Source organism: Clostridioides sp. ZZV14-6154, from assembly GCF_020657785.1.
GTDB lineage: Bacteria > Bacillota > Clostridia > Peptostreptococcales > Peptostreptococcaceae > Clostridioides.
This window is the reverse complement of record NZ_JAGWCY010000002.1, coordinates 133907-148121: the sequence shown is the minus strand read 5'-3', so window position 1 is coordinate 148121 and position 14215 is coordinate 133907. Positions and strand designations below refer to the sequence as shown.

Annotated in this window: 11 protein-coding genes; 1 reads left to right on the top strand and 10 read right to left on the bottom strand. The window is 27.9% G+C overall.

What is annotated here, in order from left to right; genetic code table 11:
• Window positions 1–13 precede the first annotated feature (13 nt).
• The 7 genes from priA to ltaE all read right to left on the bottom strand — a co-directional run bounded on the left by priA (window position 14) and on the right by ltaE (window position 7941).
• A complete protein-coding gene (priA, locus tag KGF45_RS07175; RefSeq protein WP_227842081.1) occupies window positions 14–2503 on the bottom strand; it encodes a primosomal protein N' in 2490 nt (829 codons plus the stop codon).
• A 279-nt stretch (window positions 2504–2782) separates the two neighbouring features.
• Window positions 2783–3982 carry a bifunctional phosphopantothenoylcysteine decarboxylase/phosphopantothenate--cysteine ligase CoaBC gene (gene coaBC, locus KGF45_RS07170; protein WP_227842079.1) on the bottom strand — a complete coding sequence of 400 codons (1200 nt, stop codon included), beginning with the start codon at window positions 3980–3982 and terminating at the stop codon, window positions 2783–2785.
• 4 nt (window positions 3983–3986) lie between these two features.
• Window positions 3987–4253, bottom strand: a complete 267-nt coding sequence (rpoZ, locus tag KGF45_RS07165; RefSeq protein ID WP_227828112.1) for a DNA-directed RNA polymerase subunit omega — start codon at window positions 4251–4253, stop codon at window positions 3987–3989.
• Between the two features lie 2 nt (window positions 4254–4255).
• Complete coding sequence (gmk, locus tag KGF45_RS07160) at window positions 4256–4873, bottom strand: guanylate kinase (RefSeq protein ID WP_227828111.1); 618 nt, start codon at window positions 4871–4873, stop codon at window positions 4256–4258.
• 29 nt (window positions 4874–4902) lie between these two features.
• Window positions 4903–5784 (bottom strand): YicC/YloC family endoribonuclease, encoded by an 882-nt coding sequence (locus tag KGF45_RS07155; RefSeq protein ID WP_227828110.1) that lies wholly within the window; start codon window positions 5782–5784, stop codon window positions 4903–4905.
• 3 nt (window positions 5785–5787) lie between these two features.
• The gene (gene dapF / locus KGF45_RS07150; protein WP_227828109.1) at window positions 5788–6618 is read right to left on the bottom strand and encodes a diaminopimelate epimerase; all 831 of its coding nucleotides are present in this window, start codon (window positions 6616–6618) and stop codon (window positions 5788–5790) included.
• 288 nt (window positions 6619–6906) lie between these two features.
• On the bottom strand, window positions 6907–7941 hold the full coding sequence (ltaE, locus tag KGF45_RS07145) for a low-specificity L-threonine aldolase (protein WP_227828108.1): 1035 nt from the start codon (window positions 7939–7941) through the stop codon (window positions 6907–6909).
• A gap of 310 nt (window positions 7942–8251) precedes the next feature.
• On the opposite strand from ltaE, the gene KGF45_RS07140 reads away from it, so the two are divergent.
• Window positions 8252–10027: an NFACT family protein gene (locus KGF45_RS07140; protein ID WP_227842077.1), complete on the top strand. Its 1776-nt coding sequence runs from the start codon at window positions 8252–8254 to the stop codon at window positions 10025–10027.
• A gap of 189 nt (window positions 10028–10216) precedes the next feature.
• Here KGF45_RS07140 and cplR read toward each other — a convergent pair whose 3' ends face one another.
• The 3 genes from cplR to pyrR all read right to left on the bottom strand — a co-directional run bounded on the left by cplR (window position 10217) and on the right by pyrR (window position 14194).
• Window positions 10217–11875: an ABC-F type ribosomal protection protein CplR gene (gene cplR / locus KGF45_RS07135; protein ID WP_227842075.1), complete on the bottom strand. Its 1659-nt coding sequence runs from the start codon at window positions 11873–11875 to the stop codon at window positions 10217–10219.
• 292 nt (window positions 11876–12167) lie between these two features.
• Window positions 12168–13376, bottom strand: coding sequence for a uracil-xanthine permease family protein (locus KGF45_RS07130; RefSeq protein ID WP_227828105.1), 1209 nt, complete (start codon window positions 13374–13376; stop codon window positions 12168–12170).
• 284 nt (window positions 13377–13660) lie between these two features.
• Window positions 13661–14194, bottom strand: coding sequence for a bifunctional pyr operon transcriptional regulator/uracil phosphoribosyltransferase PyrR (gene pyrR, locus KGF45_RS07125; RefSeq protein WP_227828104.1), 534 nt, complete (start codon window positions 14192–14194; stop codon window positions 13661–13663).
• Window positions 14195–14215: the final 21 nt, after the last annotated feature.

The following is a 14215-nucleotide window of genomic DNA, read 5'->3' as shown; positions in this document are numbered from 1 at the left end:
CTTCCTCCTAAATTTATAATACACTATTTGGATTAATATCTATAGATACATTAATATTCTTATCAAATATCAAATCTCGTTTTGTTATACATATATATTTTATTATACCCTTTAAGAGATTAATTTCAATATTTTCATCTTTAAAGAGTATCTGCCATCTATAATTTTGATTTATTTTTGATATTGAGCATGGATTGGGTCCTAATATAAACTCTAAGTCATTTATACTCCTTTTTTCTAATAAATAAATCAAAGATGCATGCATATTTTTTATATTTTTTATAACTAATCTTTCATCTTCGCCACTAACAACTACACTTAACATGTTATTAAAAGGAGAATATCCAAATGCCCTTCTTATCTTTATCTCATCTTCATAAAAACCTTCATAATTGTACTCTATGGCATGTTTAATAGCATAATGCTCAGTATCATATGTTTGAAGTACTACTTTACCTTCTTTATCTGCTCTTCCTGCCCTTCCAGAAACTTGAGTTATCAACTGAAAGGTTGTTTCAAAACTTTTAAAATCAGGAAAATTTAGTATCATGTCTGCTGATAAAATGCCTACCAAAGTTACATTGTCAAAATCCAATCCTTTACTTAACATCTGCGTTCCTATCAATACATCTGCTTCTTTATCTTTGAACTTATTTAGTATTTCCTCTAATGAACCCTTTTTTGAGGTTGTATCTTTATCCATTCGCAAAGTTTTTATATTTGGAAAAATACATTTTAACTCTTCCTCGATTTTTTGAGTTCCTACTCCAAATGGCTTGACATAATGACTTCCACATTCTGGACATTCTTTTGGAATTTCTCTTTCATATCCACAATAATGGCATCTTCCAATATTACTTTTTTTATGATATGTCAAAGATATATCGCAATTTTCACATTGAAACACATAACCACACTTTCTACATGATACAAAATTTGCATAACCTCTTCTATTTAAAAATAGTATTACCTGACTATTTTCTTCAATCGCCCAACTTATTTCTCTTTGAAGTTTTAAGCTAAATATACTTCTATTACCTCTATCTAATTCATCTTTCATGTCTACAACTTCAATATTTGGAAGTGGTTTATTGTTTGCTCTATTTTTTATATTTATAAGTTTATATTCACCAGTTTTTGCTCTATAATACTCTTCAATTGAAGGTGTTGCTGAACCTAAAATAAGAGTTAGATTATTTTTTAATGCCATAAATCTAGCTACTTCTATAGCGTTAAACTTAGGATTTTTTTCAGACTTATATGATGACTCATGAAATTCATCAATTATTATCAATCCTAAAGAATTAAAAGGAGCAAATAGTGCTGACCTAGCACCAATTAAAACTCTTATCTTTCCAGCTTTAACAGCTTTATAAACATCGTGTTTTTCTCCTTCAGATAGTTTACTGTGAAACACTCCAACTAAATCCCCAAACCTACTCTTTAATCTATCTATAGTTTGGGGAGTTAATGCTATCTCAGGAACCAAAAATATACTATCTAAACCTTGGCTTAATGCAAATTCTATTATTTCCATATAAACTTCAGTCTTTCCACTTCCAGTTATACCATGAATTAAATATGGCTTTTTATCATCTATAAACATACTTGAATTTATCTCATCAACCGCTTGTTGTTGCTCATTGTTTAATTTTATACTTTTTGATATAGATTTGTAAATACTTTTTGGCTCTCTATAATAATCTTTAAATTCTAAAGTTACTAACTCTTTCTTACTTAAAGAATTTATACTCTGCTTTGAAGCATTTAATAAATCCAATAAATCATTTATCTCTACATTTTCATTGTTTTTAAGAAAATTTAATATCTCTTTTTGCTTGCTTCCTATGCTTATTTTATTTTGTTCTATATAATCATCAATTTTATCATTTTCTAAACTCAAAGATACATAGCATACTTTCTTCTCATTTTTATGATTTTTGTATTCCCAGCATAATTTTATAATTCCATTTTTATTCATTGTATATAGAGAATTATTTAGATTCGGTATATATTTTAACTTATCAACCTTAATTTTTCCTTTACTCTCAACTACTTTTTCTACTATCTCTTTATTTTTATCACTCAGCTTCGATATCTTTTCATCTAATTCAGTCTCACTTAATCCATTTAGCTTTTCACCTAGTAAAACTACTTTGTAATTATTTAGTTTATATCCTTTTGGATATATCAAATTTATACACTCTATATAAGTACACAAATATCTATTTTTCATCCAGTAAACCAACTCTAAATCTTCTTCTCTAAATATTGGATTTTCATCTAATATATCTATGATTTCTTTAGTCTTTATTTTTTCATCTAAATTATCTGTAAGTTGAAATACAAAGGCTTCTGTTGGTTTATTACCTCTTCCAAATGGCACTAATATTCTATGCCCAACACTTATAACTTCCTCTAAAAATACAGGAATTTGATATGTAAATAAATTGTCTGTGTATATAGTATTACTTCTAACTATTACCTTTGCATATTTTTTCATTGTAAAACCCCTACTTAAAATTAATCTACTGCTCATATTTTAACACATTTTATAATATATCAAAAAATCTCAGCATACCTAAAAAGTTTCAAGTTATTACTAATATTAGATATATCTTAATAATTAACTATTAATCATATTTTATACTTTATGGCAAAATAAATGCTGAAAACCACAATTTAACTGACATTTGCGAGTTTTTACTCGCTAAAAGTAAATTGTAGCTTTCAGCCACTTTAGCTGTGATAAAATACACAAATATCATATTTAAAAAAGTTCTTATTTCTCAAGTAACACTTTAATCTTATTTAAGATAACATTAGCTACTTCTTCCTTTTTCATTTTAGGGTACTCAGTAATATTTCCTTCTGTATCTATTATTTTTACAATATTAGTATCAGTTCTAAAACCAGCTCCCTCTTTAGTTAAATCATTTGCCACAATAAAATCTAAATTTTTCTTTTCAATTTTTCCTTTGGCATGTTCTATTAGGTCGTTAGTTTCAGCAGCAAATCCAACTAATATCCTATCTTCCTTTATTTTTCCTATTTCATAAGCAATGTCATAATTCCTACTTAATTCTATTGATAAATCATCATTATTCTTTTTAATCTTTTTGTCAGAATAAGTTTTTGGCTTATAATCTGCAACTGCTGCACTTTGAATTACTATTTTATTTTCGTTTAAATTTGATACTACTGCCTCATACAAATCTTGTGCTGATTCTATTTGTACAAATTTTTTAAGGTTTTGTGGAATAGAGAGATTTGTAGGACCTGATATTAATGTTACATCAGCACCTCTAGATATAGCCTCTTTAGCTATAGAATATCCCATTTTACCAGAAGACCTATTAGTTAAATACCTTACTGGGTCTATACTTTCTACAGTTGGTCCAGCTGTAACTATTATACTTTGACCTTTTAAATCTTGCTCTTTCGTAAGATTAGCTAAAACTGCCTCTACTATTACATCTGATTTAGCTAGTTTTCCTGCTCCAATATCTCCACATGCAAGTCTTCCACTTTCTGGTTCTATAAATTTATATCCAAATTCCTCTAAAGTTTTTATATTTTTTTGGACAATTGTATTTTCATACATATTAGTATTCATAGCTGGTGCTATTAAAACTTGTGCTTTTGTTGCCATAACAGTAGTTGTTAGCATATCATCAGCTATACCATTTGCAATTTTTCCTATAACATTTGCACTTGCTGGTACTATTAAAAACAAATCTGCTTTTTTCGCTAATGATATATGTTCAACTTCCCAAGATTTTGGTTCTTCAAACATATCCTCTACTACATAATTTTGACTTAGTGATTGAAGTGTAAGTGGTCTAACAAATTCTGTTGCTGATTTTGTCATTATAACATGGATATTTGCATTTAACTTTTTTAATTTACTTACAACATCACAAGCCTTGTATGCAGCTATTCCGCCGCTTATGCCAATTACAACAGTCTTATTTTTTAGCATTACCTTACTCCTCTTCTGAAATTTGTTGGTGTTGCTCAGCGTAGTGTCTAGCTTCTTCTATCTCTATTTCTTCTTCTGTTAATAATCTATATGTTATCTTTCCACTTGCAACTTCTTTAGTAGCTACACATACAGGCTTTTCTTTATCTTTGTTTGGAACATATGGCTCTTCTCCATCAATTAATTTTCTTGCTCTCTTTGAAACAGTCCCTACTAAATAATATCTGTTGTCTATTTTTTCTAGTACCTCATTGATAGATGGTTTTAACATAATTATAATTCCTCCTTGAATTTCTCTATTATAATATTTTTATATCTGCTAACTTTATTCTTTTCAGATGATATTATACCTTCTATTTCTTTAGCAGATATTTTTACATCTTCATTAAATATAAAATAATCATAATCCTTAATCATTTTTATTTCTTCATATGCACAACTAAATCTCTTTTCTATTTCTTCTTCTGTCTCTGTACCTCTTCCAACAATCCTATTTTTTAATTCTTTAAGTGATGGAGGTAGGACAAATATAAATACGCCTTCTGGACAAACCTCTTTTATTTGTTTTGCTCCTTGCATTTCAATTTCTAGTAGCACATCCTGTCCTTTTTCTAAACATTCCATTATTGCTGCTTTTGGAGTTCCATAAAAATTATCATAAATTTGAGCATACTCCAAAAACTCACCTTTTCCTATCATATCTTCAAACTTTTCTTTACTTATGAAGAAATAATTTACTCCATCAACTTCTCCTGCTCTTGGTTTTCTTGTAGTAGCTGATACAGAAAGTTTTATTGTATCATTCTCTCTAAGTAGTTCTTTGCAAATAGTACCTTTTCCTGCACCTGATGGACCTGATACAACTAGCAATAATCCTTTTTTTGTAAACATTTAAATATTCCCCTTCTAATATTGTATTCTTACTCTATATTTTGTATTTGTTCTCTTATTTTTTCTAACTCACTTTTCACTTCTACTACTAAATTAGTTATATTTATATCAGATGATTTTGAACCTATTGTATTAGTTTCTCTGTTCATCTCTTGTATTAAGAAATCAATTTTTCTACCTATAGAATCGTCTTTAAATATAGTTTTTTTAAGCTGACCAATATGACTTTTAAATCTAACTATCTCTTCTGTTATACTACTTTTATCTGCATATATTGCAACTTCTTGTGCTAACCTATTTTCATCTATTATACTTGGGTCTTCTAGCATTTCACTTATTCTTGAATTTAGTTTTTCTCTATAGTCTTCTACAACACTATTTGAATGTTTTTCAATTTCTTCTATATGATTTTTTAATAAGTCACATCTCATTGTAATATCTTCAGCTAGTTTTTTACCTTCTTCACTTCTCATTTCTCTTAGTTTTATCATTGCATCTTCTACAGCTTGATTCAACATCGACCATAATAAATCTTCATCTTCATCTTTTTCTTCTATTTTTATAATATCAGGAAATCTTGCAACATTCATAACACTAATATCATCTATAATATCAAATTTGTTTTTTATTTCTTTTAATATATCTATATATTGAGATGCTAATCCTTCATCGAAATTTAAGTTTACATCTTCTTTGCCTAGTAAGTCAAATTTTATGTATAAATCAACTCTTCCTCTTTTTACATAGTTTTTTACTAAATTTCTAACTTTATCCTCTAAAAATGAAATTTTTCTTGGAAGACGTATATTTATATCTGAATATTTATGATTTATTGTTTTACATTCTACTAAAAAATAATAGTTGTCGTCTTTGTATTCTCCTCTTCCAAAACCAGTCATACTTATAGCCATTACCTAAACCTCCAAAACACCTTCACATATTTTTACTGCTGGACCTGTCATATAAGAAAAATCTCCTATATCTATACGTACTGTTCCTCCTTGAGAAGTCACATTTACACTATTTTCTACCATATTAAGTAGATTACATACTATTGCTGATGCAGTCATACCTGTTCCACATCCTAAAGTATATCCACAACCTCTTTCCCAAGTATAGACATGTATATTATACTTATCTTCTACTTTTACAAAATTTACATTCGTTTTTTTAGGAAATATTTTATTATTTTCAATCTCTTTTCCATATTTACAAACTTCATCTACATTTAATTCATCCACTATAACCACAGTGTGAGGAACCCCCATCAACATAGATGTAATCTTAAACTCTTTATCTAAAACTTTTATATTTTCTTGTACAAAATGTTCTTTATCAGTTAACACAGGAACATCTTTAGCTAAAAAACTTCCTTTTCCCATATTAACTTTTATAGTATTTATTTCTCCATTTATAGTGTTTATTTTTATATTTTTTATACCATCTAGTGTATCTACTGTAAAGTTTTCTTTTTTAACTATGCCATTATCATAAACAAACTTACAAAAACATCTAAGTCCATTTCCACACATAGCTGCTCTTGAACCATCAGAATTATAATACACCATTTCTACATCTGCAATTTCTGAATTTTTCACAACTAGTAACCCATCCGCTCCTACAGAAAATCTTCTATGGCATACTTTTTTTGCTAAAACAGTATAATTTGATGAATCTATTTGGTCAAATCTTCCATCTATTGCAATAAAATCATTGCCTATTCCATGTAGTTTCCAAAATTTCATAAGTATCGCTCCTTTGTAAATTAACACTTAAACTATTATAACATAAAAAAATTCCCATAAACTTATAATTTATGGGAAAAGTTTTGTAATGACAACTATAATTTGAGGATGTGAGGGAGAGTTGCCATTACAATTAGGGTAATTATATTATGTTTTTAAGCTAGTTCTTTCTATGTTTATATAATAATATTTCTATATGAATTTTATGTATAGTTTATTTAAACTGTATATGAATTTTTAAAATAAAATATTTAACATATGCTATTTAGTTTTTTTGAACATACCTAATTAGCATACACCTATTAATTCTTTAAGTGTTTTTAAAACATAATCTAAATCTTCTCTAGTAATATCTACATGAGTTACAAATCTATACTCCCCATTTTCCATTTTATTGATTTTTATATTTCTTTCAAAAAACTCTTTTATTAAAACATCTTCTTTTATTACATCTTCACTCATTTTAAAGAATACCATACTCAGGTCTGGATTAGTGTTATTTACTTCAATGCCTTCAATTTTATCCAACTCACAAGCTAAATATTTTGCATTATCATGGTCTTCATTTAATCTCAGTGTCATTTTTTCAATAGCAATTATACCAGCTGCTGCAACTATACCAACTTGTCTCATTCCACCACCCATAACTTTTTGCTTTCTTCTAGCTTTTGCTATAAATTCTTTACTTCCAGCAAGAATAGAACCCATTGGTGCAGCTAAACCTTTTGATACACAGAACATAACACTGTCACAACATTGTGCAATTTCTTTAGCTTCTACACCTAAAGTTAATGCTGCATTAAATAATCTCGCTCCATCTAAATGCACTGGTAAATTGTGTTTTTCAGCTATTTTTTTAATTTCTTTTAAATTGTCAAGACTTACAACAGTTCCACCTGAGTATGCATTTTCTACACATATAAGACCTGTTTGTGGTTCATGTATATCATCTCTCCTAATTGCCTTCTCAACAAGCTCAGGATTAAGAGCTCCACTTTCATCTTCATCTATAGTTCTAAGTTGAACTCCAGCTATTACAGCAGGTGCTCCAACTTCATGAGTCACAATATGATATCCTTTACCAATAATGATTTCTTGACCTCTTAGGCAGTGAGTAAACAAAGCTAATTGATTTCCAAAGGTTCCACTTGGAAGGAAAATAGCATCTTCTTTTCCAACTTTAGCAGCTGCTAATTCTTCAAGTTTATTTACAGTAGGGTCATCTCTAAAGATTGAATCTCCAACAGGAGCCTTTGCCATGGCTTCTCTCATTTCATCAGTAGGCATAGTAACAGTATCACTTCTTAAATCAATAAATTTCATTTTTTCAACCTTCTTTCATATTTATATATTATACAGCTTTAATATTTATTTAGTTTTGTAAAGTTTATATACTCTTATAAGTTATTCTTTACACACTAATTATACTACATTTGTTTTATATTTAAGCAAATTTAAATTATTAATTTGAAAATATAATGCTGATTCTATTGTGAGTATATCCTGTAAGTATAAATAATTATAAAATTTATACATTAATCCATGTTGTTTAAATTCCCCCTAGTCATAGAGCATATATTATGTGTATAATTAATTTACTGACTTATTTTGGTCAAAGAAAGGGGTGCTATATATGGCATTAGATGGATTAGTTATACATTCAATAGTAGATGAATTATCATCAAAACTTACAGGTGGAAAAATAGATAAGATTCATCAACCTGAAGATGATGAGGTAATTTTTAATATAAGAAACAACAAAGAAAATTTTAGATTGGTTTTAAGTGCAAGTGCTTCAAATCCTAGGGTTTATTTAACAAGCAATTATAAAAAAGAAAATCCCCTAAAGGCTCCTATGTTTTGTATGTTGCTTAGAAAATATATACAAGGTGGAAATATTATAGAAATTTCTCAAATTGGTTTTGAAAGAATAATAAAAATCAGTGTTGAGTCTTTAGATGAATTAAAAGAAAAGACAATCAAAAATATTATAATTGAAATTATGGGAAGACATAGTAATATAATAGTAACTCATAATGAAGATGATAAAATTATAGATTCTATAAAAAGAGTGCCTTTTAGTATAAGTAGAGTTCGTCAGGTTTTACCTGGTCATAGTTACTCATTGCCACCAAAGCAAGATAAACTTAACCCTCTTGATAATATATCTAAAGATTCATTTATTGGCAATCTAAATGAATTTGACGGCCCTATTTTTAAGTCCATATATTCTAAATTTTTAGGTATAAGCCCTACTATCGCCAAAGAAATTTGTTATAGGGCAGATGTAAATCAAAATGATATTATCAAAGATATATCTAGTCAGCAGTTTGATTCTTTATACAAGGAATTTTGTAGTTTATTTAATGATATAAACTCTAATAAATTTTCACCTTGTATTGTTATAGATAAAAAATTAGATAAAGTGGTTGATTTCAGTTGTGTCAATCTTACATTGTTTAATGATTTATCATATATCAATAAGGAAAGTATGTCTACTATACTAGAAGATTTCTACAGAAATAAAGATATTAAAGATAGAATCAATCAACGTTCATCTGACTTAAAGAAAAGCATATCTGTTAAACTGGATAGACTTTATAACAAACTTAGAAAGCAAGAAGAAGAATTGTTAGAGTCTGAAAATGCAGCTATTTATAAAGTAAAGGGTGAACTAATTACGTCTTATATATATATGGTAGAGAAAGGGATGGAAAGTGTTGAGGTTGCCAATTTCTATGATGAAGAGTGTAAAAATGTAACAATAGAATTAAATAAAAACTTGACTCCATCTGAAAACGCTCAAAAATATTTTAAAAAGTATACTAAAATGAAACATGCCAAAGTTGAAATATCTCACCAAATTTCATTGAACAAAGAAGAAATAGATTACTTAGAAAACATAATTTTGAGTATTGAAAACTGTGAAAATTTGGCTGAATTACAAGATATAAAAGAAGAACTTGGTAAAGTTGGATATATCAAAGCACAAAAGAAAAGTAGTAAAAAAGACACTATGCCTTCTACAAAACCTCATGAATTTATTTCTTCTGATGGATTTAAAATCTTAGTTGGAAAAAACAACAAACAAAATGATTATCTTACACTAAGACTTGCTGATAATGATGATTTATGGATGCATACAAAAAATATTCCAGGTTCTCATGTAATAATAAAATCTGCTGGTAAAGAAGTCCCTGATAACACTATATTTGAGGGAGCTATGTTAGCTGCATTTTTTAGCAAGTCAAAGCTTTCTTCTCAAGTACCTGTAGATTATACAAAGAAAAAAAATGTAAAAAAACCTAGTGGCTCTAAACCTGGTATGGTTATCTATGAAACTAATAGTACTATTTATGTTACTCCTGAAGAAGAAATGGTAGCTAAACTTAAGATTAAATCTGAATAAAGTATATCTCATAAATATAAAAATTACTGACTGATAAATAATAATATATTTATCATATTAACTAAAAGTAGTGGCATTCTTATTATATAAGAATGCCACTTTTAATTTTATTTATTTTTAGCTCTTTAATAACTAATGTATATATTTAAATCAATTAATTTCTGTTTTTATAAAAATCCAACAATTAGTTTAATTTTGAGAACTATTTTTTATACTTCTAATTTGTTTTAATAACTCATTATATTCTAATTCATAACACTCTTTTTTTAAGTTATCTTTTTCTATTGACAGCATAGATATAATGTTTGTAAGTCTGTTTTCTAATACTAAAAGTTTTTCTTGTTTAACTTTACTTTCTCTACTAGGAGTTTTTTTATTTCTACTAATGATATAATCATTATAATTACAATCAAACTCCTTTATATGCCTATCTTTTATTTCTAAAAAATAGTCACAAATATGAGATATAAATACTCTATCATGAGACACTATAAGCACAGTTTTATCAGTATTTATCAATGCTTTTTCCAATGCTTCCATAGATTTTATATCCAAGTAATTAGTTGGCTCATCAAGAACTAAAAAATTATTATCTTCTAGTATTATTTTACATAGAGCTATCTTTACCGTTTCTCCTCCACTAAGAACCTTAACTTTTTTATAAACAGTATCACCTTTAAATCCAAATAAACTTAAGTTTATTCTTATAAAAGACTCATCAAATGAACTATTTGATTTGATATTGTACAAAATACTCTTTTCCTTATCTAATGAATCTTGGTTTTGGTCAAAATAACCTATCTTTACCTTGTTATTTATCTTTATACAATCGTTTTTATTACTAAGTATTTCTCTTATCAGAGTACTTTTTCCACATCCATTATCACCTAATAAAGCTATTTTCTTCCCTCTTTTTACCTTGAAAGAAATATTATCCAATAAAAGCTTATTTCCTACCTTTAAAGTTAAATCCTTTAATTCCACTAAGTTTTTGCTGATTATTTCCATACCATCCTGTATTTTAATATTCATATCTGCAGAGACCTTAGGTTTATCTTTCACTTCCAATTTTTCAATTCTACCTTCTAATGCTTTTACACTTGAGTCTACTTTTTTCTTATTTTTTTGACCACCCATTTTATGCAATCTAGCTTCTGAATTCCCCATTCGTTTTGGAGTCTTCCTTATACCATCACTTAAAGATTTTTTACCTAAAAGAGCCTTCTCCAATCTTTTTTTCTCATTTATATATTCATGATATTCAAAGTCAGCTCTTTTTATTTCTTCATCCTTTTGTTCTAAATAATCAGTGTAATTACCTTTATAAGCTTTTAATTTCCCACTTTCCAGCTCCAATATAGTTGTACATAATTCATCTAAAAAACGTCTGTCATGAGATATTAATAATAATGCTCCTTTATGTCTTTTAAACATATTTTCCAAAATATCTATACCCTTTTTATCTAAATTTGAAGTTGGTTCATCTGCTATTATTATATTTTTCTTATTATTCAGTGCATCTGCTATCTTTAGCTTAACTTTTTCTCCACCAGATAAATAATCTTCAAATTTATCTGGTGCATTTAATAGACTCTTTTCTTTACTATCATTACATTTTTCAATATTATTTTCACTCTGACTTATATATGAATAGCTATCTGTAAGATAGACACAACCTTCATCAATTTCTATTTCACCTAATATTGCTTTTAATAAAGTTGTTTTTCCTTGACCATTTGAACCAACTAAACCTATTCTCTCATTCTCTAATATTTCAAGTTTATCTATATCCAAAATTAATTTATCAGCATAATATTTTTTTAAATTTTCTACTTTTACTAACATCATAAAAAAATCCCTCCCTGGTATACTTAAATATAAGGAGAGATTTACATAAATAGGCACAATAACTAAACGTATAGACTATAATCTACTCTCCTTAATTTAAGCATCATAAATAAAGCCACCAATATAGGCTTTTCAAAATTTACAATACTTTAAATTATAAAAAATAGATTATATTCTCATCTTCCCAGTTACCTTACCCTTTCTTTTATTTATTTTTAATCATTATATCAACATTAGTTACTAATGTCTATATAAAATTAATTATTTAAAATAATATATACTTAATTAATTATTATTTTTCAACTTTAAAATCTTGATTATTCAATATTCTATTTAGTACAATACCGACAATTGCAGCCAAACTAAGACCAGTTATCTTTACAGTACTTGTTATAGGAATTCCTATAGAAATCCCTTTATTAGATAAGTAAGTTGTTCCAAGACCTATCAATAATATAACTGCTATTATCAATATATTTACTTTACTTTCTACACAAGAGCTATCTCTTATAGTTTTTAATCCAACATAAGTTATCATTGAAAATAACATTATACTGATTCCACCCATAACTGAACCTGGTATACTTTGAAGAAATCCTCCAAACTTCCCTACACATGCAAGCAATATAGCAAATACTGCTGTACGTCTAAGTATTGAAGGGTCATAGTTTTTAGTTATGGCAAGTACTGCTGTATTTTCTCCATAAGTTGTGTTAGCTGGTCCACCTAAGCAACCTGCTACTATAGTTGCAAATCCATCACCAAGTAACGTTCTGTTTAATCCTGGATTCTCTATAAAGTTTTTTCCTACAACGGCACCATTAGTAGTCATATCTCCTATATGCTCCATAAATACAGCTAAAACAACTGGAGATATAATCACAATTGCACCTAAACTAAACTTAGGAATTGTAAAGTTAGGTATCGCAAGTAAACTTGCTTCTGTAATTGTAGTTATATCTACTAATCCCAGTACCAAACATATTATATATCCAGAAAAAACGGCTATTAATATACCTAATTGTTTTATAAATCCTCTACCAAACTTATTAGTCAAAATTGCTATTGCTAAGGTCATGAATGCTATTATAAAATTAGCTGAAGCCATATTAAAAGCTGTTGGCAATAAGTTTAAACCTATAACTGCTATCATAGCTCCTGTAACTTGTGCTGGAAAATATAACTTAATTTTATCCACCCCAACTACTTTCACTATAATTGACATTATAATATAAATTAATCCTGCTACTATTATACCACCCTGAGCATATGCTAAATCTCCTCCATAAGCTTCTTTAGCTGCTAGTATAACAGGAATAAAAGCAAAACTTGAACCTAAAAATGCAGGTACTTTTCCTTCTGTGCAAAAATGAAATATCAATGTACCAACACCAGCGCAAAAAATTGCAACTGATGGGTTAAAGCCTGTTAAAATGGGAACTAATACTGTCGCTCCAAACATGGCCAATAAATGTTGTAAAGACATTATCGTTTTTTTCATAAAAACCTCCAAAAATTATTATATATGAATAAATCCTTTGTTCAATTAATATATTTTAATTAATTATAATTCCCTAGATTCTATTTTTTAATCTCTATATACTTATTATGCAAATCATCATTTTTTTACATTTTACGACATTGAAAGCCCAAATAAAGGAGAATAGAAACTACATTAATCTACACATTAATAAACTTGTATTATTTATTTTGTGCAATATATGTAAGCTTTATCCTCCTCCATGACTATACAATGCTGAGCTTTTATATAATATTAAAAAATCACTATTCTTTGATTGTAACTGAATCTTCTCCATCAATTTCTAATAAACTAACAGATATAATTTCATGTCTTGAAGTAGGGACATTTTTTCCTACATAATCTGCTCTTATAGGCAACTCTCTATGTCCTCTGTCCACTAATACTGCTAATTGTATTGATTTAGGTCTTCCTATATCAATAATAGCGTCAAGTGCTGCTCTTACAGTTCTTCCTGTATATAACACATCATCAACTAAAACTACTGTTTTATCATCTACATTAAAGTCTAGATATGTTCCCTTGACTACTGGTTCAACATTAACTTTTTCTAAGTCATCTCTATAAAGTGTTATATCAATATCTCCAGTGTCTACTTTTGTTCCTTCTATTTGTTCTATTCTTTTAGAGATTCTATTTGCAATTGGTACACCTCTAGTCTTTATTCCAACTAATACTAGGTTTTCTACACCTTTATTTCTTTCAATTATCTCATGACTTATCCTAGTAATTGCTCTTGCTATAGCCTTTTCATCCATTAATTGAGCTTTTTCTACCATATCATAACTATTGTCAAAAAA

What these genes read in the sequence shown, in the direction of transcription:
- priA (WP_227842081.1), bottom strand. Translation starts at nt 2,503, where the DNA reads ATGAAAAAATATGCAAAGGTAATAGTTAGAAGTAATACTATATACACA.
- coaBC (WP_227842079.1), bottom strand. Translation starts at nt 3,982, where the DNA reads ATGCTAAAAAATAAGACTGTTGTAATTGGCATAAGCGGCGGAATAGCT.
- rpoZ (WP_227828112.1), bottom strand. Translation starts at nt 4,253, where the DNA reads ATGTTAAAACCATCTATCAATGAGGTACTAGAAAAAATAGACAACAGA.
- gmk (WP_227828111.1), bottom strand. Translation starts at nt 4,873, where the DNA reads ATGTTTACAAAAAAAGGATTATTGCTAGTTGTATCAGGTCCATCAGGT.
- KGF45_RS07155 (WP_227828110.1), bottom strand. Translation starts at nt 5,784, where the DNA reads ATGGCTATAAGTATGACTGGTTTTGGAAGAGGAGAATACAAAGACGAC.
- dapF (WP_227828109.1), bottom strand. Translation starts at nt 6,618, where the DNA reads ATGAAATTTTGGAAACTACATGGAATAGGCAATGATTTTATTGCAATA.
- ltaE (WP_227828108.1), bottom strand. Translation starts at nt 7,941, where the DNA reads ATGAAATTTATTGATTTAAGAAGTGATACTGTTACTATGCCTACTGAT.
- KGF45_RS07140 (WP_227842077.1), top strand. Translation starts at nt 8,252, where the DNA reads ATGGCATTAGATGGATTAGTTATACATTCAATAGTAGATGAATTATCA.
- cplR (WP_227842075.1), bottom strand. Translation starts at nt 11,875, where the DNA reads ATGATGTTAGTAAAAGTAGAAAATTTAAAAAAATATTATGCTGATAAA.
- KGF45_RS07130 (WP_227828105.1), bottom strand. Translation starts at nt 13,376, where the DNA reads ATGAAAAAAACGATAATGTCTTTACAACATTTATTGGCCATGTTTGGA.
- pyrR (WP_227828104.1), bottom strand. Translation starts at nt 14,194, where the DNA reads ATGGTAGAAAAAGCTCAATTAATGGATGAAAAGGCTATAGCAAGAGCA.